Here is a 22,386-nt window from a genome sequence, read left to right on the forward strand (position 1 = left end):
CTATGAGCCTCAATGTAATGGAGGCGGGCGCAAGCTCGTCCGTCGATCACGACGCCGAAAAAGCCCTGGTCAGCAAGGTCGCCTGGCGCCTGATGCCGTTGATCATGGTCTGCTACCTGTTCGCCTTCTTCGACCGCATCAACATCAGCTTCGCCAAGTTCCAGTTGCAGGCCGACCTGAGCCTGAGCGACACCGCTTACGGTCTCGGGGCCGGGCTGTTCGTGGTCGGTTACGTGCTGTTCGAAGTACCGAGCAACATGATGCTGTACAAGGTCGGCGCGCGGCGCTGGATCGCCCGGATCATGATGTCCTGGGGCGTGGCGACGGCACTGATGGTGTTCGTCAACAGCGAATGGCAGTTCTACGTGCTGCGCTTTCTGATCGGCGCGATGGAGGCCGGTTTCGCCCCCGGCGTGCTGTATTACCTGACGCTGTGGTTCCCGCAGCATTTCCGTGGCCGCATCACTTCGATGCTGTTCCTGGCCTCGGCGTTTGCCGGTCTCGTCGGTGCGCCGTTCTCCGGACTGGTGCTGGAACACCTCGACGGCGTGCTGCAAATGCGCGGCTGGCACTGGTTGTTTCTGCTCGGTGGCGTGCCGTGCGTGGGGCTGGGTTTCCTGGTGCTGACCTTGCTCAAGGACCGCATCGAGGACGCTCACTGGCTGACCCCGGAAGAGAAAAAACTGCTGGCCAGCCGCATCGCCCATCACGAACCGCACAAGAGCGGCGGCTCGTTGCTGGCGGCGTTGAAGATTCCCGGTTTCCTGACCCTGGGGCTGATCTACTTCCTGATCCAGGTCGCGTCCTACGGCCTGAATTTCTGGGCCCCGCAACTGATCCGCAGTGCCGGCACCGAGAGCCCGGTAATGATCGGCCTGCTGACCTCGATCCCGTATATCTGCGGTGCGATCAGCATGGTGGTGATCGGTCGTCTGTCCGATGCCACGGGTGAGCGGCGCAAGTTTGTCGCGGGGCTGGTGATCGTCGGCGCTATCGGGTTCTTCAGCGCGGGGATTTTCGCCAGCCACACCACGTTTTTGATCGTCGCTCTTGGCTTGTTGGGCGCCGGGATCATCGCGTCGATTCCGAGCTTCTGGACCTTGCCACCGAAACTGCTGGCGGGCGCCGGGGCCGGTGCGGCGGGCGGGATTGCGGTGATCAACACCCTGGGCCAGTTCGGCGGTATCGTCAGCCCGGTGATGGTCGGCCGGATCAAGGACCTGACCGGCAGCACCACGCCGGCGCTGTATGTCATCGGCGTGGCGGCGCTGATCGCGGCGGCGTTGCTGCTGTGGGGGCTGCCGCAGAAACTGCGCACGCTGGACAAGTACTGAGGTGTCGGGCTGGTCGTGCCGATAGCGCACGATCAGCCCGCCGATGCCAGGGTCTTGGCAGCCGAGTCGCCAAACTGGATCAGCACCACTCCCGCCATCAACAACAGCGCGCCGAACAGGCGCGGCAATGTCAGGTGTTTCTCCACCAGCCCGAACAGGCCGAAATGATCCAGCACGATTGACGTGATCATTTGCCCGGCCAGGGCCAGCGCCAGAAATCCCGAAGCCCCCAGTTTCGGCAGCAACACCACCGCCAAGGCCACGAAGCACACCCCGAACGCCCCGCCGGTCCACATCCACAGCGGCAGCTTGCCGAGCGGGGCCAGCGACGGCAGTGGCAAGCGCAGGACGACAATCACCGGCAACAACACCAGCACGCTCACCACCAGCGAGGTCAGCGTCGCCCACAGCGGATGCCCCAACCCCCGCGCCAGATTGATGTTGATCGCACTCTGAAACGGCACTACCGCCCCGGCAAATACCGCCAACAGCAGCAATCCGACCCACTGCATCGTTCCCATGATCGTTCTCCGGCAAGGTTTTGCTGGACTCTAGGGTATTCGTCGAGCAGATTTAAATTCTGTTTTGGTATCCGGAACATGCATCGAATGAATGATCTGCGCCGCATCGACCTCAACCTGCTGGTGATCCTCGACGCCTTGCTCGGCGAGCAACACGTGACCCGCGCCGCCGAACGCCTGCACCTGAGTCAACCGGCGGTCAGCCACGCGTTGGCGCGTCTGCGCGACTTGCTGGGTGATCCATTGTTGGTGCGTGCCGGTTCGGGGCTGGTCCCCACCGCGCGGGCGCTGGAGCTGGCGGCGCCACTGGCCGAGACCCTGGCCCAAGTGCAATCGCTGCTGGCGCCGAATACCTTCGACCCGGCCAGCGCCCGTCGGACCTTTCGCCTCGCGATGTCGGACTACGGCGCGGCGATCATCCTGCCCGGCCTGATTCGCACCTTGCGCACCGAAGCGCCGGGCATTGATCTGCAAATCAGCCATGCCAGCCGCGAAGGCATGGTCGAAGGCCTGCTCAACGGCGACATCGACCTCGCCGCCGGCGTGCTCCCCGAATTGCCTGGCGATCTGCGCAGCACACCGCTGTTCGAGGAGCGCTACGTCTGCCTCCTGGATCACCAGAGCCTTCCCGCCGCAGGTGTTCTCGACCTGCCAACCTATCTCTCCCGTCCCCATGTCTTGCTGGAAATGCGCGGCAGCGGCACCCCGGAAATCGAACGCACCCTGACCGCCCTACGCGAACGCCGCCGCGTCGCCATCAGCCTGCCGCACTGGAGCGTCGCGCCGCAGTTCATCAGTGGCACGGACCTGATCCTCACGGTGGCTTCGCGAGCGTTGAATGAGGTGGATGACGAATCGCTGATCGTCGTGCCGCCGCCGTTTGAAATTGCGCCGTTCACGTTTGTGTCGGCATGGCACAAGCGGCGGGGCGGGGATCAGGCGTTGAACTGGTTGAATCAGCGGATCGGGGAGGGGATAGTGCGCGACTGAAAAACATCAAGGAGCGGGGCGTGACAGTGAAGTCTGGGGTCGTTGGTTGGGTGGCGCTGTGTGGGGCGTTGATGGCGGGGCAGGTGTTGGCTGATTGTGTGCCTGCGCCGGTGACCGGTGATCTGGATTTCTCCGTGTGCAAGGAGTGGCCCGCTTATCCGGGGTTGAACATCAGCGCGAACGCGAAATTTGAACGCAGCTCCGTGCCGGGTGGCACCGACACGAGCGGCACCTATGATTTCAATTTATCGGTCTTGAAAAGCGACCAAACGAAACCGGTTGCCACTTATCACCAGGCCTCCGCTTTCTTTTCGGGTGGGGTGGCGTTGCAAGAGCTCTCACTCGATACCGCGCGCTACAAGCTCACCCCAGAGATACGGGCGTTTGGCGTTCGCGTCCAATTCACCAATGCCTCTCGCCTCAACCCGCTTGAGGAAACGCACCTCTCTCTTTATGTGAGAGAGGGCGAAAAGTTGCGTCCAGTGCTCAGTCAATTAGTGGTTTATGAGTACGGCGGTGAATGGGACGGTGATTGCGCCGGCGAGCGATATGAGACGACCAGAACGGTAGAAATTGCCAAGACCAGCTCCCATGGTTAAGCCGATCTGATCATCAAAACCCGGCAGAAAGGGACGACCAATGTCGTCCAAGGCGACACTTGTGAAGAAAAGACCAGTGTCAGCAGCCCTGAACTGACAACCCTTCGCTACGACGGAAAATCATACGTTTTGCCTAAAGGTTTCAAAGCCATCGAGTGATACAGAGCCAACGCGACTTAATTCAAGGAAGAACAATGCTCACCCCAACCCGACTTTTCATCGCCCTCAGCTTTTTCGCGATTACCGCCCAGGCGCAGCCGGCCTGTGTAACAAAGAATCACGACGACCAGTCGCTCTCGCGCTGCAAACCATGGCCGGCGTTCAAGGAGCAGGTGATTGCCCTCAAGTCCACATATATCCCGGACGCTGGTAATGACGATGCGGGCGTGTTTGATCTGGATCTGGCGGTGCTGAACAGCACCAACGCCATGCCGATTGCCACTTACTCCAAACCCGGCGCTTACAACTCCGATGCCATCCGGTTCGATGATCTGGTGATCGACACGGCCCGTTATCGGCTGGCTCCGGATGTCCGTGCCTTTGGTCTGCGTTCGAAGTTCGAGCACAGCTCTCGCGCCAATCCATACGAAAAAACCGATCTGGCGCTGTATGTGCGTGAAGGCGGCAAACTGCGCCCGGTACTGGAAGGTCTGGTGGTCTACAAGAACCATGGTGAGTGGATGGATGAATGCGAAGGTGAAGGACGGCAAATTCGCCGAACCGTGGAAATCGGCCCGACCAGCCACAATGGCTTGGCCGACCTGATCGTCACCTCAAGCGGCACGGCGATGAAAACCGTCAAGGCCGGCAAGGAATGCGTTTCCCAGGATTCCCCACTGAAGAAAACCCAAATCACCCTGACCTACGACGGCAAGCAATACACCCTCCCCGAAGACCTCAGAGGTTACTGACCCGATGCTCACCGGCCTCAACCACCTGACCCTCGCCGTCACCGACCTGGACCGCAGCCTCGCGTTCTACCGTGACGTGCTGCGCCTGAGGGTCGAGGCCACGTGGGACGCCGGTGCCTATCTCTCGCTCCCGGGCCTGTGGTTGTGCCTGTCGCTGGATGAACAACGCCAACCCCATCCCGCCGCCGACTACACCCACTACGCCTTCAGCCTCGGCGCAGAAGACTTTCCGCTGTTCGTCCAGCAGCTTCGCGCCGCCAACGTGCAGGAATGGCGTGACAACCGCAGCGAAGGTGCATCGTTCTACTTCCTCGACCCGGACGGTCACCAGCTCGAAGCCCACGTCGGCGATCTGGCCTCGCGACTGGCCGCGTGTCGGCAAAAGCCCTACGCCGGGATGCGTTTTTTCAACGAGTCGTGAATATTCGCCAAACGCTGGGATAGACTGGCGGCCACGTTTTCCGGGACTTGCAGGTTTTCCATGACTCCATCGTTGCTAATGGCCGTGTTGGCCTCGGGATTCATCTACGGCATCACGCCGGGGCCGGGTGTGCTGGCGGTGTTTGGCATCGGCGCCGCGCGCGGGCGGCGAGCCGGGGCGGGGTTTCTGTGCGGGCATCTGCTGGGCGATGTGATCTGGTGCAGCACGGCATTGATCGCGATTGTCGGCGCCCGGGAAATCGGCAGCACCGCTTTCGATGTGCTCGGTGTGCTCAGCGGCCTGTACCTGTTCTGGCTCGGCTGGCGTGCGGTGCGGGCCAAGCGCAGCAACGGTGAGCAGCCCCAGGGCGCGGCGCGTCAGCCGTTCTGGCACGGCATTCTGTTCGGGCTGACCAACCCCAAGGCCTACCCGGTGGCGGTGGCGACGTTCACCGCGTTGCTGTCGAGCCGTGCCGAACTGCTCAACTGGTCGATGCTGCCGATGCTGATTGCTTTGAGCTTCCTGGGTGGATTGCTCGCCTACGCTATTCTCATTGGCGTTGTCGGCGCCCGACAGGTGCGTACGCTGTATCAGCGCCATGAACTGGCCATCACCCGGTTGTGCGGGGTAATGTTCATCGGTTTCGCCATCAATGCTCTGGTGCATGCGCTGCCGGGGCTGATGCCGAACAGGAATTGATGTGATCGCAGGGATGCGAGGTCGAGGTCAGGGACGGTTGATCAGTGCTGCATTGCCCGGACACCCACGCTGAACCATGGAAAGCCGAAATTCTGCGCCCTTGGCGAGTTACATCGATCTGTTGCTGGACGCCGTTTGTGCGGTAGACAAACAAGGTCGCTTCGTTTTTGTCAGCGCAGCCTGCGAGCGGATTCTCGGCTACACCCCTGACGAGTTGATTGGCCAGTCGATGATCGACTACGTCTACCCAGCCGACCGTGAGCGCACCCTGGCTGCCGCCAGCGACATCATGGGCGGCGAGCCCAAGCACAACTTCGAAAACCGCTACGTGCGCAAGGATGGCAGCATCGTGCACATCCTCTGGTCGGCGCGCTGGTCGGAAGTCGATCAACTGCGCATCGCCGTGGCCCGTGACATCACCGAACGGAAACTCGCAGAATCCCGTCAGGCGGCGCTGTACGCGATCTCCGAAGCGGCCCATGCGGCGGAGGATCTGCTGGCACTGTTCAAGCGCATTCACCTGATCATTGGCGAGTGGCTGCCGGCGCTGAATTTCTCCGTGGCGCTGTACGACGACCATTGCGCGCAACTGAATTTTCCCTATCACGTCGACGATGACGAGTTGCAACCGGAGCAACCCGGCACTGTGACCGGTCGGCTGTGCGCAGAAGTGATCCGCAGCGGCCAGCCGATCCTGCTGACCCCGGATTGTCCGCAGGCCCCGGCGGGATTCGAAACCCTGGTGGCGGGGCAGCATTCACCGTGCTGGCTCGGTGTGCCGTTGAACTCAAAAAACGGCACCATCGGCGCCCTGATCGTCAAAAGCCTGCCCGGCGGCGAACGCTACACCGAGCGTGACAAGGAACTGCTGCAATATGTCTGCGCCCAGGTCGCCACGGCCATCGAGCGTCAGCAATTGCACGCTCGCCTGCGGCGCATGGCGCAATACGATCAATTGACCCAATTGCCCAATCGCGAGTTGTTGCGTGATCGATTGAAGGCTGCGCTGACCAGCGCTCGGGAAACATCGGGGCACATGGCGCTGCTGTATGTCGATCTGGATCGCTTCAAGCAGGTCAACGACACCTTCGGCCACGGTGTCGGCGACATGCTGTTGCAGACTGTGGCCAACCGCCTCAAGGGCTGTGTGCGCGAGACCGACACCGTGGCGCGGATCGGTGGCGACGAGTTCGTGGTGCTGTTGCACAGCGTCCATGCCGCCGACGATGCCGACAGCGTGGCGGAAAAGATCCGACAGGTGCTGGTGCAACCCATGCGTCTGGACGGGCACAACCTGCACATCGAACCGAGCATCGGCGTGGCCCGCTATCCCGAGCATGGTGATGAGGAACAGCAACTGTTTCGTCACGCCGACCAGGTGATGTACGCCGCCAAACGGCAGAATCATCAAAGGCTGGACAGCTGATCGGCGCGTCACCGTTCGTCGCGGCGAAAGCAACTTTTCTAAACCTTTGGCAGTCAGGAAATTCTCAATCTAGGCGGGCACCTGCTCGCCTACGATCAATGCCAAGAGGTAGAGAATCATGCCTAACTCAAGAAACTCGAACTCGGGAAACTTTGCCAACGATCGAACGAAGGCGTCTGAAGCCGGTCGCAAGGGTGGGAAAACCACCACCACGACTGTCGACAAAGAGCCTAAAACCGAGATGGGCCGCAAGCCCGCTCAGAAATCGAAATAGTCGGTGAAGGTTGTTTTGATTGAGAGGCGGGGGCGCAAGCTCCCGCTTGAATCTGCAAAGAAGGAGGGCGCGACCATGAGCCGGATGGCCACCCGAGTACGTAACATCAGTTTTGTCAGCCTGCTGGGATTGTTCGCCAGCAGCGCGTTTGCCCAGTCGCCCGCCGACTTCATCAACGAAGCCTCGGCCAAAGGCATGGCCGACATCGAGGCCAGTCGTCTGGCGCACAGCAAGGCCGAGTCCAAAGAGGTCAAGGATTACACCATCGTGGTCATCAACGACCGCACCACCGCCAACCAGCATCTGGCGAAAATCGCCAAGAAACTGGACCTGCCAGTGGCGCCCCGCGAAGAAGTCGCCGACAAGGCCAAGGCGTTGATGCCGGAAGTCAAAGAGGGCGCCAGCTTCGATCAGGCCTACGCCGCCAGTCAGGTCAAAGCCACGGAAGAGGCCATTCAGCAGATCCAGCAGGAGGCCCAGACCACTGACGTGCCGGAGATCAAGGCGTTTGCCGACGAGACCCTGCCGAAATTGCAGAGTCATCTGGAAATGGCCCGGGCCCTTCAGGCCAGTCGCTGAATCCGCAGAAATGAAAACGGCGCTTTTTTAGCGCCGTTTTTTTTGCCTGTCAGCATTCATTCAGATCCTGCTTCGGCTTGCTCTTGTCCCCCAGACCTTCCAGATCAAACACCTCGTTCTCGCCCATCGCCCGGTAATGCCGACGTAACGCCTCCAACTGCTTGAGATCCAGCGACTCCAGCCCGAGCATCGCGTTCTGCGCCTCTTTGTTCACCCGCAGCAACTCATCGAGTTTCAAATGCAGGATGTCGGTGTCACGGTTCTGGGTGTTCTGGATCAGGAACACCATCAGGAAGGTGATGATCGTGGTCGAGGTGTTGATGATCAGTTGCCAGGTGTCGTTGTAATCGAAAATCGGCCCGCTCAACCCCCAGAGCCCGATCAGAATCAACGCCCCCATGAACGTCTTGGGGCTGCCGGCCCATAGCGCCAGCGTTTGCGAAATCTTTGCGAATTTCATGGCCGTGTTCCTTGTTGGGGGGAGCTTGAAATTCAGACATCGGAGGGGGGCGGAAAATTCTACTTACAGTTTTCTGAGTCCCTGTGGGCATGGTGAAGACAGCACTCCCGGCGATATCGGACGTACGTAGGGGAAGGCAGATAAACACGATCGCTGTATCGTGACGGCAGCCACTTTTCCACGTTTCGCCAGAACGTCCACGACAGGAGAACGCAATGACCTGGTCCGCCAAGCAATACGTCACTTTTGAAGATGAACGCACCCGCCCGGCCCGTGACCTGCTGGCGGCGATTCCCACGCGGGAGGCGCGTTCAGTGGTCGATATCGGTTGTGGCCCCGGCAACTCGACCGAGCTTCTGGTGACGCGTTTTCCGGGGGCGAAAGTGCAGGGGCTCGACAGTTCGCCGGACATGATCGATGCCGCGCGCAAGCGTCTGCCGCAGTTGCAGTTCGAGGTGGCGGACATCGATAAGTGGGCGGATGCAGGGCCGTTCGATGTGATCTTCGCCAACGCCGTTTTGCAGTGGGTGCCGGAACACGCGACGTTGTTGCCGGCGCTGGTGGGCAAGTTGGCGCAGGGCGGCAGTCTGGCGATTCAGATGCCGGACAACCTCAACGAGCCGTCCCACCGGTTGATGCGTGAAGTGGCTGCCAGCGGGCCGTGGGCCAGCAAACTGGCCGGTGCGGCGGGGCAGCGGACGGAAATGGCGGATGCCAGTGCTTATTTCTCGATGCTGCGGCCGCATTGTGCGCGGGTCGATGTGTGGCGCACCACGTATCACCATCAGTTGGCGGGCGGGGCTTCCGGCGTTGTCGAGTGGTTCAAGGGCAGCGGTTTGATTCCGTTCCTCAGTCCGCTGACGGATGCGGAGCGAGCGGAGTATCTGGCGCACTATCTGGCGGAGGTTGCAAAGGCTTATCCGGCGCTGGCGGATGGTTCGGTGTTGTTGCCGTTTCCGCGGTTGTTCATCGTTGCCACACGTTGAAATGAAAAAGGGCCGATTGGATCGGCCCTTTCTTTTTTGCGGTCAGCGCTGTACGGCGACCAGCATCATCATCGGCCGCTCGCGTTCTTCGGCGAGGGCCGGTTGCGCGGCCACGTCTGCATCGCTCGGGCCCCATTCGTTGACGTGTTGAATCGTGAACCCGGCGTCGATCAACGTGTTGAGCAAAGTCCCGACCGTACGATGCTGCTTGATCACCCCGTCGGCCAGCCAGTTGGTCACCCGTTCGCCTTCCATCTGATAACTGTCCAGCGGCCAGCGCTTGTGGCCCTCGCTGTCGATCAGCCAGCCCGGATTGCGCGGTGCCATGAAGATCGGGTGCTCGATGGAAAACACAAAATGCGCACCGGGTTTAAGTGCCGAATGCAGGTTGGCGAACAGCCCCGAGAGATCCTTGATGTAGTGCAGCGCCAGTGAGCTGTAGGCCAGATCGTAAGTGCACGCAGGCAAATCAAGGTGTTCCAGGTCGGCGCGTTCGTAGCGGATGTTCGCGGCCGAGGTGGTTTCCTTCGCCCGTTCGAGCATTTTCTCCGAGACATCCAGCCCCAGCACTTGGGCAGCGCCCTGTTCGCTGGCCCAGCGGCAGAACCAGCCGTAGCCGCAGCCCAGATCCACCACCTGCAAACCGTGCAGGGAAGGCAACAAGGCTTTCAGCGCCGGCCATTCCGGCGCGGCATCGAGGCCGCCGATGGAGCGGTTCATCTGGCTGTAGCCCTGGAAAAATTCGGGATCGTCGTAGATGTTCTGGGTCATGGGTTTGGTGCTCTTTTGAATTCGATTTAGGTGGCTCAACGGCCACGATTTGAATCCCTCGAAACGTGATGGCGCGTATTCGTCGATGGCCGCGCAGGGGGAGGGGGGTGGGCGATGGGGAAATGCTAGCGGGTCGGGGCGAGAGTGAGAACCGACGGAGTGTTGGGGATCTGTAAACGCGGTTTTTCAATTCGGGATGTTTAAAGAGTTGGCCCTGTTTACTGAACCTTCCCACAAGGTTTTCAGGTTGTCCGTCGGAAGTGCGGTCTCTAGCCTGTGAGGGTCGCTGATGAATCGGCGATCGGGATTGGAACCCCGGCGACTTCCCAAAAAAGCAAAAGCAGCTTTCATGACGTATGCTTGCCCGCCTTCATGGTGTGCACTCTGTTATGGCGGCTGTGCGCGAGAGACTTCGAGTCTGTCGGGCTTTTGGCTTTTTTCGCCCGGGTTCCAACTCGTGTACAGCTGCCACCTCTTCGATTGGAACCGAGTAGGTCAGCTCCACCTATCGACTAGAAAGAAGCCATTATGAAGAAGCCAACCCCGAATCCCCCAGAAGTCGAAACCGACCCAACGTCCCCCTACAGCTCAATCGACTGCAGAAAACTCAACGACGCCGCCAACCGCGCCCTCGATCACTACCTCTGCCCCGGCGCCCATGTCATGGGCACGACCAACCAGCCTGAACCGATGTTCCTCGCCAACCCGGCCTACAACACCGAATCGCTGCTCGCCAACGCCAGCGAATCCCTGGGCTCGGCCAGCGAAATGCTCAGCAACTTCGCCGCCGTGCTCGATCCGTCCCATCGCAAGACGGCCCTGGGAATCGCGCAGGTCGTGATGCTGGGGGAATTGGCGGTGAATCAGGCGCTGGATCATGTTGAGGTGAAGAGCTGAATTGCAGCTGTTCTGGCAGGCATAAAAAAACCGGTCATTGCGACCGGTTTTTTTGTCCGCTTCAACCTTGCTGCAACACCTTGAGCGCCGCCGAGGCCAGGAATCCGGAGCGGCTTTTCTCTTCCGGGTGGTGCAACACGTATTCATCAATACGGTTCAGCAGGTAGCCCGGCAATGTGATGTTGAGTTTCTGAGCTTTGCCCAGGTATTTGGTTACATCGATGTCCACCAACGCCCACGTGCAGCCAGCGTATTTTGGATTGGCGGCATGCAGCGTGACCTTGTTGGCTGGCGGGATTGGCGAACCGTCCTCGGCCAGAATCTCGAAATGGCCTTCAATGGCTTCGCGGGCCATCGCCATCGCGTCATCCAGATCATCTCCAGCGGAGAAGCAGCCCGGAATATCCGGCACCTCCACTCCCCAGGCATGTCCTTCGTCACCCACTGAAATCGCGATCGGGTAAAGCATGTGTCGTCCTCCACGGCGCAGTTGACCGAACGAGTCAAAGGAGCGCCTGTTGCAAAATGCTGATGGCCGTTTTCTTGAGCAGATCCTTCTTCGGGTGAGGCACTGTGACCAGACCAGGTTTGGTCGGATGCTTGAAGTGATGATGACTGCCCCTGACCCGCACCAGATACCAACCGTCTGCGACGAGCTGGCCAATTAGAAAACGGCTGTTCACAACACCTCCTTGTGGTGTGCTTGGTGGGTACTATACCCACGATTTCTTATCGATCAACACTATAACCACCGAGCGGTCATCGTCCTTTGATGGGGCTGGTGTTCACGAAGGAGTCTAGGCGGGGATACTTCAGCTGGATGGGGAGTGTATTGCAGGCCGTTTCCATGAAATCCAATGGGTTGGCATTGAGGCTCAACAGATGTGGGTTCCTAGCCACAGTAAATTTCTGAGGCGACCTCCAATTCCAATATTTTGGGGCTTATATCGATTTTGGCGTGAGAACCCACAGCGAAATGGATTTAAGAAGTCCAAGTAATGTCCGCTCTCGGCGTAGTGAACGGGATTTTCCCTAAATCCCGGACACAAAAAAAACCGGCCCTCAAGGCCGGTTTTTCTGTTTGCGCATCCCCCGTCAAACCACGACGCAGGACATAAATTCGATTGGAGCGGGTGAAGGGAATCGAACCCTCGTTATCAGCTTGGGAAGCTGGAGTAATGCCATTATACGACACCCGCTCAGAGCGGCTGACTTTGTACCAGACTCGGCCACGGATTTGAAGTTTTCTTTGCACGCGCACAACGGAAAGTCTTGAAACAGAGCCGAAGTCGGTCAATCGCGGGCAAGCGCTGCGGGCTGGAGGACGGCTGAATCTCAGCCTTGCAGGCTTGCTCGCGACGACACTGTTTCAAATGGCCAATGCATGGTGATCCTGGACAAACTGGTAACGCGTTCGGCTGGCCTGTTGCGCAGGTTTCAGGAAACCGAGCAAGGCGTTCTGGCTGTCCCGGCAGGCGGATTTGTGTTCCATGTCGAGGAAGTGCCCGGTGGCCTGCAGGGTGGTAAAGGTGCTTTGCGCCACGTGGTTGCCGAACAGCCGGGCGTCTTCGGCGGCGGTGTATTCGTCCCATTCGCCGTTCATGAACAGCACCGGCACGTTGATCTTTTTCGCCGCGTTCAGATAGCACTGGCGATCGCTGTTCAGCACGTTGCTGATGTGAAAGTGCATCTGCCCGTATTCGTGCTCGGCCAGGCTGCTGACGTGGCGATAGTTGAAGCGCTTGAACAGCGACGGCAGGTGTTTGCCGATGGTGTTGTTGACCAAATGGCCGACTCGGTCGCCGTCGCGTTTGCCGAGGCATTCGACGCCGCGCTCCAGGTAGTCGAGCATGTGCGCGTTGACCACCGGAGAGAACGAGCTGATCACAGCTTTTTCGATACGCCGGGGCTGGTGTGCAAGGGCAACCATGGTCGCGGCGCCACCCCAGGAAAACGACAGCACATGTTCGGCGGCGAAGTGGTCGATCAGCTCCAGCAGGATCAGACCTTCGACTTCTTTCGTCAGATGTTTCTCGTGGTGATTGTGGATTTTCGACCTGCCCGCGTAGGGCTGGTCGTAGCAAACCACGTTGAATTGCGGGTGCAGATTTTTCACGGTCTGTGCAAACGACGCAGTCGTGGCCATCGAGCCGTTGACCAGAATAATGGTCTTTTCCGCGGCGTCTGCGCGATAGAACTCCGTGTAAACCCGATACTGACCCTGTATATCCAGCACAGCGATTTCTGGCCTCATGTCATAAGACTCCTGGCAAGCAAGCGGGTATGCGCGCAAATGAGATTGCACGAGCTTTGTGACAGGTAGGCATACGCCTGGAATTTTGTGGCCCATGTCGATCCGGTACGGCAGGTCGACGGGTATTGTTATTGGCGGGCAGTCTGTCGGCTGAGGCGCAACCCTGATGGGCTGTCTACCGACAAAAAGTTTCTTGGATGTTATGTGTGACTCATCGGTCACAATTTGGCCGACGACCTGATTCAAGCAGGGGGATCCGGATCGCGCAAGTGCCGTTGGTAAATTGTTCGACAACTTCTGCTGAGCGGTCGGCTGCTTAGAACAAATGAATCTCTTCGGTGCGCAAAGCACGGTACTCGCCCGGTTTTAGCGCGTGATCGAGCGGCAGTGGGCCCATGGATTCGCGGTGCAGGCGCAGCACTTTGTTGTTGAAGTGGCCGAACATGCGCTTCACCTGATGGTAACGACCTTCGACGATGCTCAAACGCGCCGTTCGCGGGCCGAGCACTTGCAGCTGCGCCGGTTGGGTGGTCAGGTCCTCAAAGGCGAAGTAGATCCCCTCGGCGAACTTGACCGCATATTCCGGGCCGATCTCCTGTTCGGTCTCGACGTAATAGACCTTCGGCAGTTTGGTCTGCGGCTGGGTCAGGCGTCGCGACCAGCTGCCGTCGTTGGTGATCAGCATCAGCCCGGTGGTGTTGAAGTCCAGACGCCCGGCGATGTGCAGGTCATCCTTGTCCGGCTCGTGGATCAGGTCGAGCACGGTCGGATGCTCGGGATCGCGGGTGGCGCTGACGCAACCCTGCGGCTTGTACAGCATGAAGTAGCGCGCCGGTTTGCCGTTTTGCAGCACTTCGTCGTCGACTTCGACGCGGCTGAATTCCAGGACTTCGCTGTGGGGATCGCTGACGACTTTTCCGTCGATGCGCACGCGCTTTTCCACCAGCAACAGGCGAACCTGTTTGCGGTTGTAGCGGGGCAGGTTACTGAGGAAACGGTCGACGCGCATGATCAGGAATCGGCAGGAAGCGGGGCGCGCATCTTACGGGATCGACGGCGTGGCTGCTTGCAGTTGCGCCTCGACCCGGGCGCAGCGCGGGCACAGGCAGGACTTGTCGCGCAGTTCCGCTGGCAGGGCTTCGAGCACTGCCGGGTCAATGGAGACGCCGTAGCACCAGCAGGCACGGTCGGCGGTGCGCGGGTCGGCCAGGGTGCAGTCGTTGCGGGCGCCGCAGGCCGGGCAGAGGTCAGGTTTGTTCATGGGCTTCAGGCATAGGTCGATTGATGCGTTTCCACGCAGGTGCGGTTGCGGCCGGTCTGTTTGGCCCGGTACATCGCATGATCGGCCCGGGACAGCAGGCTGTGCAAGGTGTCATCCGGTTGCAGGGTGGTGGCGCCGATGCTGACCGTCAGATTCAGGGTGTGACCGTTGTAGGCATATTCATGCTGCTCGACGTGCTGGCGGATCTTCTCGGCGATCTTCTGACCGGTCTCGCCGTCGGTGTCCTTCAACAGAACGATAAATTCCTCACCGCCCCAACGGCAGACGATGTCGGAATGCCGCAGGCAGCTTTGCAGGTCCCGGGCAAAACCGATCAAGACCTGATCGCCGGCCATGTGCCCGTAGGTGTCGTTCAAGACTTTGAAGTGGTCCAGATCCAGCAACAGCGCTGTCAGCGGTTTCGGCTCGCGATGAGCTTCCTGCAAGGCCTGCCCGGCGAGCAAGTCGAAGCCGCGCCGGTTTGGCAGTTCGGTGAGGCTGTCGAGGGTAGCCTGGGCGTGGATCTTGTCCTGATAGCGTTTGATCAAACGATTGACCAGCGCCAGCACGATCAACGTCACCAGCAGGCAAATCAGCAGGTTGAGGTACAGCGACTGGCGAATCTCGCTCAACGCACCGTCTTCACGTTTGTCGACGAACAGGTACCAGTTCAGCTCCGGAATGAACCGCACGTTGAGGAAATGTCCCTGGCCGTGAGCGGAATATTCGTAGCTGCCGCTGTGGGGTTTGGGTAACTGGCTGACCAGACCTTTCATGCTGTCGAGATCCGTCAGGCTTTTCCCGACCCGCGCACCTTCCGGCCCGCCCTCGGCGCCGGTCAGGACCAGCCGGCCAAAGGTGTCGACGAAGTAAACGCTGCGTTGATAGCGCTGCTGGTACTTGTCGATCAACTTGATCACAGCGTCCACCGTCAGCCCTACGCCGGCGGCGCCGATGAAGCGATCGTTGTAGTCGTAGACCTTGTAGTTGATGAAGAAGGTCATGTTGTCTTTGTTGGCCAGGTCCGGGTCGACGTTGATCTCGTAGGGTTCTTTCATGTCGCGCACGCGGAAGTACCAGGCGTCGCGTGGCTCGTCGATCTTCACCTGCTTGAGCACGCCCTTGGCGTGGTAGTAGGTGTGGGTGCTGTTGGAGACAAAGAACGCGGTGTAGGCGCCGTAGTGGGTCATGACCTCGTCGAGGTAGCGGGTCATCTGGTCGCTGTCTTTCTCGCCGTTCACCACCCAGTCGCGCATGAAGGTGTCGCGGGACATCATCGAGGAAATCAGGATCGGTCTGACAAGGTCTTTCTGGATTTCCGAGTACACCGTGTCGGAGGTCAGCGGCAGTTCGGTGTTGACGATGTTGTCGCGGATCGACGCGCGCGAGGCGTAATAGCTGAGCAGCGAAGTGGCGAGGAAACCTGCGCCGAGGAGGGCGACCAGGGTCAGTACCAGCGAACGTTGGGAGTGAAACGCAGATCTGAGCGGCATTGGCAATTCCGTTGACAGTGACCCGATGGGCAGCATTCTAGTGGCACGGCGGGGAAAAGACTGCGGGATTTGTGCCTGAAATGCGGGGGGATCAGCCGGGCAGGGGTGTCTGGAGAATGGCTTGCTCATCCAGCCCCCTCCCGGAACGAGAGGGGGCCGATTTTCGGATCAGTTTCTGGTTTGCAGATACGCTCGCCACCCACCCAGATGGCTGATGTCGGTTGCACCTTCCAGGCCGTAAGGTTCGCAGATGAATCCGCTTTCCCATCGGCCATCCGCCAGTTGCACCTTGCCCAGGCCCAGCGGCGCCGGGATCCCGGTAAGGAACGAGCCCAGTTCACTGCTCGGTAACTCCCAGACTTCCACCGCGATGGACACGCCACCGTCGGCCACGCGCAGCATGCCCGGGCGCAACGGCGGGCCACCGGCCAAGGCATAGAGTTTGTAGTCCTTCGAGCTGTAAGTGGCCTCGATCAGGCGTGCGCCGCGTTGCCGCAACTGCCCGTTCAGGGCCAAGCCGTCCAGATGCGCGCCGCAGACCACCAGTCGCGCACGGTCATGGCGCGCCGGGTTGTTCGGCGTCGGCAGCGCGGGATCCTGCTGGCGCTGCAAGGCATCGGCCACGCCCAGCAGATACTGATCGGTGAACGCCCGACCAAACAGCGTCACACCCCACGGCAACCCGTTGGCCATGAAGCCGCCGGGTACGGCGACGGCAGCGTAATCGAGCAGGTTCATGAAGTTGGTGTAGTAGCCCAGTTCGGAATTGCGTAGCACCGGTTCTGCGTCGAGTTCCGCCAGCGTCACCGGACGACCGATGGTGGGCGTGAGCACGCAGTCGAGTCCTTCCAGGGCTTTATCGCAAACGGCTTTCAGCGCTTGCAGGTGGTATTGCGCGCGGAACGTCTGCACGCCGCTGACGGCCGGTGCTTTGGCCAGCACCGCACGGAACACCGGCAGCACCGCCGCAGGATTTTCTTCCATCAACTCGCCGGCCACGCTGTAGCGCTCGGCCACCCACGGCCCTTCATAGAGCAACCGCGCCGCTTCGAGGAACGGCGACAGGTCCAGCTCGACGGCCTCACCGCCCGCTGCCTTGAGCCGGTCAATGGCATCGCCGAACAGCCGCGGGCCTTCCTTGCAGCCGAAAAATTCCAGGTCTTGCGCACGTGGTACACCGAAGCGGAACGGCCGTGGCACGCCGAACGCGGAACCGTCATTCCATGACGGATTGCTACGGCTGTATTCGTCCCTCGGATCGAGGTGCGCGGTCAGCGCCAGTAGCTGACTGGCTTCCCGCGCCGTTGCGGTGAACGTGGTGACGCAATCGAGCGTGCGACAGGCCGGTAGCACGCCGGCGGTGGAGATCAGCCCTTTGCTGGCCTTCAGCCCCACCAGGTTGTTCAACGCCGCTGGCACCCGGCCGGAGCCGGCGGTGTCGGTGCCCAACGCGAAACTGGCGACACCGAGCGCCACGGCCAGCGACGAGCCGGCGCTGGAGCCGCCCGACGGATACTCCGGCAACACGCTGTTCGGGCAGGCGCCGTAAGGCGAACGGCTGCCGTTGAGGCCGGTGGCGAACTGGTCGAGATTGGTCTTGCCCAGCGGGATCGCCCCCAGTGCCAGCAGCCGTTCGACGATGGTTGCCGAACGTTCCGGTACGTAGGCGAACGCCGGGCATGCGGCGGTGGTCGGGACACCGGCCAGATCAATGTTGTCCTTGATCGCGAACGGCACGCCATACAACGGCAGGCTGTCGAGATCGCGACCGTCGAGGGCGGCCAGATAAGGCTCCATTTCCTCGGCGCTGAGCAGGTGGATGAACAGGTGATAGTCCGGGTTCAGCGCGGCGGCTTTTTCCCGTAGCGCCAACAGCAATTGCCGGGGTGTGGTGTCGCCATTGCGGTAGGCCTGGCGCAGGGCATCGAGTTGCAGATTCATGGGTTGATCCTTTGGCAAATGGTTTCAGTCGAGTTCCAGCACCACGACCCGTTGTCCGGCACGTACCGCCGATCCCGGCTGCACGCGAATGTCCTGCACCACCCCGGCCATGGGCGCGAGCACGGGGATTTCCATCTTCATCGACTCCAGAATCACCAGCACATCACCGGCCGCCACGCGACTGCCGACCTCGACCTGCACCTGCCAGAGGTTGCCGGCAATGTGGCTGTCGATACTCTGCTGGCCGCGGGTCAGCGGTGTGTCTTCGCTGCTGTCCGGCACGGCTTCTTCACTGTCGAAGTGCGCCTGGCCGCTGGCAATCCAGCGTTCGCGCTCAGCCTGGAAAGCACCCTGTTGCTGCGCCCGGAAAGCGCTGATGCTTTCGGCTTCGCGTTGCAGAAAGGCCTGGTAGTCGGCGAGGTTGAGCTGGCTGTGTTCGATGTTCAGGTCGAAGCGGCCGAGGGGAAAGTCGCGGCGAATGCGCAGCAGTTCGTCGGCGCTGACCGGGTAGAAACGGATCTGATCGAAAAACCGCAGCAGCCAGGGCTTGCCGTCAAACGCGGCGACTTCGCGATAGCGGTTCCACATCTGCAAGGTACGCCCGACGAACTGATATCCGCCCGGGCCTTCCATGCCGTAGATGCACATGTAAGCGCCGCCGATGCCCACCGAGTTCTCGGCGGTCCAGGTGCGTGCCGGGTTGTACTTGGTGGTCACCAGCCGATGGCGCGGGTCGAGCGGGGTGGCTACCGGCGCGCCGAGGTACACATCACCGAGGCCCATCACCAGATAGCTCGCGTCGAACACCGTGCGTTGCACTTCGTCGAGGTTGGGCAGGTCATTGATGCGGCGGATGAACTCCAGATTGCTCGGGCACCACGGCGCGTCCTTGCGCACGGTGGTCATGTATTTCTCGATGGCCAACTGGCAGGCCGGATCGTCCCACGACAGGGGCAAGTGGACGATTCGCGACGGCACTTGCAGGTCAGTAGCGCTGCACACGGCGTTCCACTCGCCGGCGACAATGCCGAGCAGATCGGCCAACGGCAGTTGCTCGGGCTGGTAGTGCACCTGCAGCGAGCGGATGCCCGGGGTCAGGTCGATCACGCCGTGCAGGGCTTTGGCTTGCAGCGCCTGCATCAGTGCGTGGGCCCGGAAGCGCAGGACCAGATCCAGTTCCGGCGCACCGATTTCCAGCAGCAGATGGGTATCGCCGGACAGCCGCCCCACGAGTCGCACATCCCCCTGACCCAAATCCAGCACAACAGGCGAAACCAATGCCTGTGATGATGTGGGGGCGGTGTCTGGTCGGGCCTCATCGCTGGCAAGCCAGCTCCCACAGGCATCCCATTTGCGGGCGAGATCGCGGGCAGTCTTGAGGTCGACCGGCACGAACTGCACTTTGTCCCCGGCCTTGAGCTGACCCAGTTGCCAGAGATCCGCTTCGATCACCGTCACCGGGCAGACAAACCCGCCAAGGCTCGGGCCATCCGGGCCGAGGATCACCGGCATGTCGCCGGTGAAGTCCACCGCACCGATGGCGTAGGGATTGTCGTGGATGTTCGACGGATGCAGACCGGCCTCGCCACCGTCGGCGCGCACCCACTCTGGCTTCGGCCCGATCAGGCGCACGCCGGTGCGGCTGGAGTTGAAATGCACTTCCCATTGCGTGGCGAAAAAGGTACCGATGTAGTTTTCAGTGAAATATTCAGGCGCGCCATGAGGGCCGTAGATGACGCGGATCCGGCGCACGGCAGGTAATTCGCTGACGTGATGGGGGGCCAATGTCTGCCCGGCGCTGCGCTCAGTCAGGGCAGCCAGATGCAGCACGTCACCGGCGCGCAAGGCCCGTCCGCCATGGCCACCGAACTGACCGAGCGTGAAGGTGCTTTTGCTGCCCAGATAATCCGGCACTTGCACGCCGCCGCGCAGGCACAGGTAGCTGCGGGCTCCGGCGCCCGGCAGATTGCCCAGATGCAATTGACTGCCCGCCGGGATCAGCAGGGCGGTGTTCATCGCCTGCGGCTGGCCGTCGAGTGTCAGGGCAATCGGTGCGCCGGTCACCGCCACCACCGCGTCGCAATTAAAGCGCAGCAGCGGCCCGTTCATGGTGATTTCCAGTGCCGCCGCGCCTTCGGCATTGCCCAGCAGACGATTGCCCAGACGCAACGCGCGGCTGTCCATCGGCCCCGAGGGTGGCACGCCGACCGCCCAGTAGCCGAGGCGGCCGGGGTAGTCCTGAACGCTGGTCTGGGTGCCGGCGCTCAGTACTTCAAACGTGTTGGCCCGGTACACCAGGCCTTCCAGGCAACGGGTCCAGGGCTGGCCGCTGGCGAACGGTGTATCGAGCAGAATCTGCCGCAGGTAATCGCGGTTGGTTTCCACGCCGTACAGCAGGCTGTCGCCCAGGGCCTGATGCAGATCGGCACGCGCCTGTTCGCGGGTCGGCGCCCAGCAGATGAGCTTGGCGATCATCGGATCGAAGTAGGGCGGGATCTCACAACCGGCCTCGACCCAGGTGTCGATGCGCAGATGCCGGCCATCGGCGACGGGGAAATCGACCGCCGTCAGCAAGCCGGGGCTGGGCTGGAAATCGCGGCCCGGATCCTCGGCATACAGCCGCGCCTGAATCGCATGGCCCTGCGGTTGCAGGCCTGCAAACAACTCGGCCAGCGGCGGCAAGTCACCGGCCGCCAACTCGATCATCCAGCGCACCAGATCGACATCCCACACCTGTTCGGTAACGCCGTGTTCGACCTGCAACCGGGTGTTCACTTCCAGAAAATAGAAGCGCTGCGCATCGCTGTCGAAGACGAATTCGACGGTGCCGGCGCTGCGATAATTCACCGCTTTGGCCAGTTTGATCGCCGCCGCACACAGCTCATCCGCCATGCCTTCGGGCAGGTTCGGTGCCGGGGTTTCCTCGAGGACTTTCTGATTGCGCCGCTGCACCGAGCAGTCGCGCACACCGAGGGCGATCACTTCGCCATGGCCATCGCCGAACACTTGTACTTCCAGATGCCGTGCACGCTGGATGTACTTCTCGATGAACACGCCAGCGTCGCTGAAATTGTTCTGGCCGAGACGCTTCACCGCTTCGAACGATTCGCTCAACTCGCTGGCGTTACGACACACGCGCATACCGATGCCACCGCCACCGGCGGTGCTTTTGAGCATCACCGGATAACCGACCTGCGCGCCGGCAATCAGCGCGGCATCGAGGCTGTCGAGCAGTTCGGTGCCTTCGAGCATCGGCACGCCGTGCTGTTTGGCCAGGGCGCGGGCGGTGTGCTTGAGGCCGAACACCCGCAGTTGTTCCGGTGTCGGGCCGATGAAGGCAATGCCATGGTTTGCGCAGGCTTCGGCGAATGCGGCGTTTTCCGAGAGGAAGCCGTAGCCGGGGTGGATCGCGGTGGCGCCGCTGGCTTTGGCGATGGCAAGGATTTTTTCGACGGCCAGATAAGTACCGGCAGCGGCGCCTTCACCGAGGCTGTGGGCTTCGTCCGCTTGCAGGATGTGCAGGCTGGCGGCATCGGCTTCGGAATACACCGCGACACCTTCGACGTGCAGTTCACGCAAGGTGCGCAGAATGCGGCAGGCAATCGCGCCACGGTTGGCGATCAGGACTTTTTCGAACATGGCAAAACCCCTGAAGGGGATGCGGGCCGTCCCGCAGTTTTTCGATGAGCGCCGGGGTCGTCCCCGACGGCAAAATCACAGTTTCGAAAGTCACCATTGACCTTGTGGGAGCGGGCTTGCCCGCGATGGCGGTGTGTCAGTCATCATCAATGTTGGCTGTGCCGACGCCATCGCTGGCAAGCCAGCTCCCACAGGGTTTAGAGGTGTTTTGGGGATTTCAGACACTGGCCGGAACGGGCCTGGCACAGGGCGAAAAGCCAGCGGCGCAGACGGACGAATGTCAGTTCCATACCAGCAGCTCCGCAGGCGTCGGGTTGTAGGCGTTGCACGGGTTGTTCAGTTGCGGGCAGTTGGAGATCAGCACGATCACGTCCATCTCGGCGCGCAGGTCGACGTATTTGCCGGGGGCGGAAATCCCGTCTTCGAAGGTCAGGCCACCCTCGGCGGTCACCGGCACGTTCATGAAGAAATTGATGTTCGGCCCGATGTCACCTTTGCCCAGCCGACCGTCATGGGCGCAGGCGCGCAGGTAGTTGTCGCGGCAGCTGTGCATGTAGCGTTTTTCCAGGGCGTAGCGCACGGTGTTGCTCTCTTGCGCGCAGGCGCCGCCGAGGGTGTCGTGGCGGCCGCAGGTGTCGGCGATGATGGTCAGCATCGGTTTGCCAAGGTTGGAATACAAAACGCTGCCGGTGCTCAGGTAGACGTTGTTTTGTCGGCGCAATGTGCGTTGCACGTCGTAGCGCTCACGGGGATTGGCGGCGCTGTAAAACAAGGTGTCGACCGCCTGATTGCCTTCCAGATCGAGGATGCGCAGGGTCTGGCCGGCCTTGACCTCCATCAGCCAGGGTTCGCCGGCCGGAATGGTGGCGCGGTACACCGCAGCGTCGGGTTGTTTTTGCGAAGTGGCGATAGCAACTGACATGGCGACGA

General features: G+C 61.0%; 23 protein-coding genes and 1 tRNA gene. 11 read left to right on the forward strand and 13 right to left on the reverse strand.

Going from position 1 to position 22,386, the window contains the following annotated elements; genetic code table 11:
- Positions 1 to 2 precede the first annotated feature (2 nt).
- On the forward strand, positions 3 to 1,334 hold the full coding sequence (locus NE357_RS06695; protein WP_011332861.1) for an MFS transporter: 1,332 nt from the start codon (positions 3 to 5) through the stop codon (positions 1,332 to 1,334).
- Between the two features lie 32 nt (positions 1,335 to 1,366).
- Here the strand turns inward: NE357_RS06695 and NE357_RS06700 are convergent, their stop codons facing one another.
- A complete protein-coding gene (locus NE357_RS06700) occupies positions 1,367 to 1,855 on the reverse strand; it encodes a DMT family transporter (RefSeq protein WP_169429218.1) in 489 nt (162 codons plus the stop codon).
- A gap of 78 nt (positions 1,856 to 1,933) precedes the next feature.
- Here NE357_RS06700 and NE357_RS06705 point away from each other — a divergent pair, with 78 nt between their 5' ends.
- From NE357_RS06705 to NE357_RS06740, 8 genes are all read left to right on the forward strand, one after another.
- Positions 1,934 to 2,845 carry a LysR family transcriptional regulator gene (locus NE357_RS06705; RefSeq protein ID WP_169429219.1) on the forward strand — a complete coding sequence of 304 codons (912 nt, stop codon included), beginning with the start codon at positions 1,934 to 1,936 and terminating at the stop codon, positions 2,843 to 2,845.
- Between the two features lie 20 nt (positions 2,846 to 2,865).
- Positions 2,866 to 3,444, forward strand: coding sequence for a hypothetical protein (locus tag NE357_RS06710; RefSeq protein ID WP_349306015.1), 579 nt, complete (start codon positions 2,866 to 2,868; stop codon positions 3,442 to 3,444).
- Positions 3,445 to 3,638: 194 nt separating this feature from the next.
- Positions 3,639 to 4,355 (forward strand): hypothetical protein, encoded by a 717-nt coding sequence (locus NE357_RS06715; protein ID WP_169429220.1) that lies wholly within the window; start codon positions 3,639 to 3,641, stop codon positions 4,353 to 4,355.
- Positions 4,356 to 4,359: 4 nt separating this feature from the next.
- Positions 4,360 to 4,776 (forward strand): fosfomycin resistance glutathione transferase, encoded by a 417-nt coding sequence (gene fos / locus NE357_RS06720; protein ID WP_169429221.1) that lies wholly within the window; start codon positions 4,360 to 4,362, stop codon positions 4,774 to 4,776.
- Between the two features lie 60 nt (positions 4,777 to 4,836).
- Positions 4,837 to 5,475, forward strand: a complete 639-nt coding sequence (locus NE357_RS06725; RefSeq protein ID WP_169429222.1) for a LysE family translocator — start codon at positions 4,837 to 4,839, stop codon at positions 5,473 to 5,475.
- Positions 5,476 to 5,551: 76 nt separating this feature from the next.
- Complete coding sequence (locus NE357_RS06730) at positions 5,552 to 6,901, forward strand: sensor domain-containing protein (RefSeq protein ID WP_169429223.1); 1,350 nt, start codon at positions 5,552 to 5,554, stop codon at positions 6,899 to 6,901.
- 118 nt (positions 6,902 to 7,019) lie between these two features.
- Positions 7,020 to 7,175, forward strand: a complete 156-nt coding sequence (locus NE357_RS06735) for a KGG domain-containing protein (protein WP_082302357.1) — start codon at positions 7,020 to 7,022, stop codon at positions 7,173 to 7,175.
- Between the two features lie 75 nt (positions 7,176 to 7,250).
- Positions 7,251 to 7,754 carry a DUF4142 domain-containing protein gene (locus NE357_RS06740; RefSeq protein WP_085683215.1) on the forward strand — a complete coding sequence of 168 codons (504 nt, stop codon included), beginning with the start codon at positions 7,251 to 7,253 and terminating at the stop codon, positions 7,752 to 7,754.
- Positions 7,755 to 7,803: 49 nt separating this feature from the next.
- On the opposite strand, the gene NE357_RS06745 is transcribed toward NE357_RS06740, so the two are convergent.
- Positions 7,804 to 8,214, reverse strand: a complete 411-nt coding sequence (locus tag NE357_RS06745; RefSeq protein ID WP_011332870.1) for a low affinity iron permease family protein — start codon at positions 8,212 to 8,214, stop codon at positions 7,804 to 7,806.
- A gap of 215 nt (positions 8,215 to 8,429) precedes the next feature.
- On the opposite strand from NE357_RS06745, the gene tam reads away from it, so the two are divergent.
- Positions 8,430 to 9,200 (forward strand): trans-aconitate 2-methyltransferase, encoded by a 771-nt coding sequence (gene tam, locus NE357_RS06750; RefSeq protein ID WP_169429224.1) that lies wholly within the window; start codon positions 8,430 to 8,432, stop codon positions 9,198 to 9,200.
- 42 nt (positions 9,201 to 9,242) lie between these two features.
- On the opposite strand, the gene NE357_RS06755 is transcribed toward tam, so the two are convergent.
- On the reverse strand, positions 9,243 to 9,971 hold the full coding sequence (locus tag NE357_RS06755) for a class I SAM-dependent methyltransferase (protein ID WP_169429225.1): 729 nt from the start codon (positions 9,969 to 9,971) through the stop codon (positions 9,243 to 9,245).
- Between the two features lie 528 nt (positions 9,972 to 10,499).
- Here NE357_RS06755 and NE357_RS06760 point away from each other — a divergent pair.
- Positions 10,500 to 10,868 carry a DUF6124 family protein gene (locus tag NE357_RS06760; RefSeq protein ID WP_169429226.1) on the forward strand — a complete coding sequence of 123 codons (369 nt, stop codon included), beginning with the start codon at positions 10,500 to 10,502 and terminating at the stop codon, positions 10,866 to 10,868.
- A 61-nt stretch (positions 10,869 to 10,929) separates the two neighbouring features.
- Here the strand turns inward: NE357_RS06760 and NE357_RS06765 are convergent, their stop codons facing one another.
- The 10 genes from NE357_RS06765 to NE357_RS06810 all read right to left on the reverse strand — a co-directional run bounded on the left by NE357_RS06765 (position 10,930) and on the right by NE357_RS06810 (position 22,378).
- Positions 10,930 to 11,337: a type II toxin-antitoxin system HicB family antitoxin gene (locus tag NE357_RS06765; RefSeq protein WP_085710213.1), complete on the reverse strand. Its 408-nt coding sequence runs from the start codon at positions 11,335 to 11,337 to the stop codon at positions 10,930 to 10,932.
- A 34-nt stretch (positions 11,338 to 11,371) separates the two neighbouring features.
- Complete coding sequence (locus tag NE357_RS06770; RefSeq protein ID WP_007957952.1) at positions 11,372 to 11,551, reverse strand: type II toxin-antitoxin system HicA family toxin; 180 nt, start codon at positions 11,549 to 11,551, stop codon at positions 11,372 to 11,374.
- A 442-nt stretch (positions 11,552 to 11,993) separates the two neighbouring features.
- Positions 11,994 to 12,067: transfer RNA gene (locus tag NE357_RS06775), tRNA-Gly, on the reverse strand.
- 170 nt (positions 12,068 to 12,237) lie between these two features.
- On the reverse strand, positions 12,238 to 13,122 hold the full coding sequence (locus tag NE357_RS06780; protein ID WP_169429227.1) for an alpha/beta fold hydrolase: 885 nt from the start codon (positions 13,120 to 13,122) through the stop codon (positions 12,238 to 12,240).
- Between the two features lie 316 nt (positions 13,123 to 13,438).
- A complete protein-coding gene (locus tag NE357_RS06785) occupies positions 13,439 to 14,131 on the reverse strand; it encodes a pseudouridine synthase (protein WP_169429228.1) in 693 nt (230 codons plus the stop codon).
- A gap of 33 nt (positions 14,132 to 14,164) precedes the next feature.
- Positions 14,165 to 14,383: a cysteine-rich CWC family protein gene (locus NE357_RS06790; RefSeq protein WP_169429229.1), complete on the reverse strand. Its 219-nt coding sequence runs from the start codon at positions 14,381 to 14,383 to the stop codon at positions 14,165 to 14,167.
- A gap of 5 nt (positions 14,384 to 14,388) precedes the next feature.
- Positions 14,389 to 15,876 (reverse strand): sensor domain-containing diguanylate cyclase, encoded by a 1,488-nt coding sequence (locus NE357_RS06795; RefSeq protein ID WP_169429230.1) that lies wholly within the window; start codon positions 15,874 to 15,876, stop codon positions 14,389 to 14,391.
- 168 nt (positions 15,877 to 16,044) lie between these two features.
- On the reverse strand, positions 16,045 to 17,817 hold the full coding sequence (atzF, locus tag NE357_RS06800; protein WP_169429231.1) for an allophanate hydrolase: 1,773 nt from the start codon (positions 17,815 to 17,817) through the stop codon (positions 16,045 to 16,047).
- 24 nt (positions 17,818 to 17,841) lie between these two features.
- A complete protein-coding gene (uca, locus tag NE357_RS06805) occupies positions 17,842 to 21,456 on the reverse strand; it encodes an urea carboxylase (protein ID WP_169429232.1) in 3,615 nt (1,204 codons plus the stop codon).
- 280 nt (positions 21,457 to 21,736) lie between these two features.
- Positions 21,737 to 22,378: an urea amidolyase associated protein UAAP2 gene (locus NE357_RS06810; RefSeq protein ID WP_085729988.1), complete on the reverse strand. Its 642-nt coding sequence runs from the start codon at positions 22,376 to 22,378 to the stop codon at positions 21,737 to 21,739.
- Between the last annotated feature and the right edge of the window lie 8 nt (positions 22,379 to 22,386).

This window comes from Pseudomonas sp. G7(2022) (assembly GCF_052660475.1).

Excerpts from the sequence above, each read along its gene's own strand:
- NE357_RS06695 (WP_011332861.1), top strand. The coding sequence starts at position 3 with ATGAGCCTCAATGTAATGGAGGCGGGCGCAAGCTCGTCCGTCGATCAC.
- NE357_RS06700 (WP_169429218.1), bottom strand. The coding sequence starts at position 1,855 with ATGGGAACGATGCAGTGGGTCGGATTGCTGCTGTTGGCGGTATTTGCC.
- NE357_RS06705 (WP_169429219.1), top strand. The coding sequence starts at position 1,934 with ATGCATCGAATGAATGATCTGCGCCGCATCGACCTCAACCTGCTGGTG.
- NE357_RS06715 (WP_169429220.1), top strand. The coding sequence starts at position 3,639 with ATGCTCACCCCAACCCGACTTTTCATCGCCCTCAGCTTTTTCGCGATT.
- fos (WP_169429221.1), top strand. The coding sequence starts at position 4,360 with ATGCTCACCGGCCTCAACCACCTGACCCTCGCCGTCACCGACCTGGAC.
- NE357_RS06725 (WP_169429222.1), top strand. The coding sequence starts at position 4,837 with ATGACTCCATCGTTGCTAATGGCCGTGTTGGCCTCGGGATTCATCTAC.
- NE357_RS06730 (WP_169429223.1), top strand. The coding sequence starts at position 5,552 with ATGGAAAGCCGAAATTCTGCGCCCTTGGCGAGTTACATCGATCTGTTG.
- NE357_RS06735 (WP_082302357.1), top strand. The coding sequence starts at position 7,020 with ATGCCTAACTCAAGAAACTCGAACTCGGGAAACTTTGCCAACGATCGA.
- NE357_RS06740 (WP_085683215.1), top strand. The coding sequence starts at position 7,251 with ATGAGCCGGATGGCCACCCGAGTACGTAACATCAGTTTTGTCAGCCTG.
- NE357_RS06745 (WP_011332870.1), bottom strand. The coding sequence starts at position 8,214 with ATGAAATTCGCAAAGATTTCGCAAACGCTGGCGCTATGGGCCGGCAGC.
- tam (WP_169429224.1), top strand. The coding sequence starts at position 8,430 with ATGACCTGGTCCGCCAAGCAATACGTCACTTTTGAAGATGAACGCACC.
- NE357_RS06755 (WP_169429225.1), bottom strand. The coding sequence starts at position 9,971 with ATGACCCAGAACATCTACGACGATCCCGAATTTTTCCAGGGCTACAGC.
- NE357_RS06760 (WP_169429226.1), top strand. The coding sequence starts at position 10,500 with ATGAAGAAGCCAACCCCGAATCCCCCAGAAGTCGAAACCGACCCAACG.
- NE357_RS06765 (WP_085710213.1), bottom strand. The coding sequence starts at position 11,337 with ATGCTTTACCCGATCGCGATTTCAGTGGGTGACGAAGGACATGCCTGG.
- NE357_RS06780 (WP_169429227.1), bottom strand. The coding sequence starts at position 13,122 with ATGAGGCCAGAAATCGCTGTGCTGGATATACAGGGTCAGTATCGGGTT.
- NE357_RS06785 (WP_169429228.1), bottom strand. The coding sequence starts at position 14,131 with ATGCGCGTCGACCGTTTCCTCAGTAACCTGCCCCGCTACAACCGCAAA.
- NE357_RS06790 (WP_169429229.1), bottom strand. The coding sequence starts at position 14,383 with ATGAACAAACCTGACCTCTGCCCGGCCTGCGGCGCCCGCAACGACTGC.
- NE357_RS06795 (WP_169429230.1), bottom strand. The coding sequence starts at position 15,876 with ATGCCGCTCAGATCTGCGTTTCACTCCCAACGTTCGCTGGTACTGACC.
- atzF (WP_169429231.1), bottom strand. The coding sequence starts at position 17,817 with ATGAATCTGCAACTCGATGCCCTGCGCCAGGCCTACCGCAATGGCGAC.
- uca (WP_169429232.1), bottom strand. The coding sequence starts at position 21,456 with ATGTTCGAAAAAGTCCTGATCGCCAACCGTGGCGCGATTGCCTGCCGC.
- NE357_RS06810 (WP_085729988.1), bottom strand. The coding sequence starts at position 22,378 with ATGTCAGTTGCTATCGCCACTTCGCAAAAACAACCCGACGCTGCGGTG.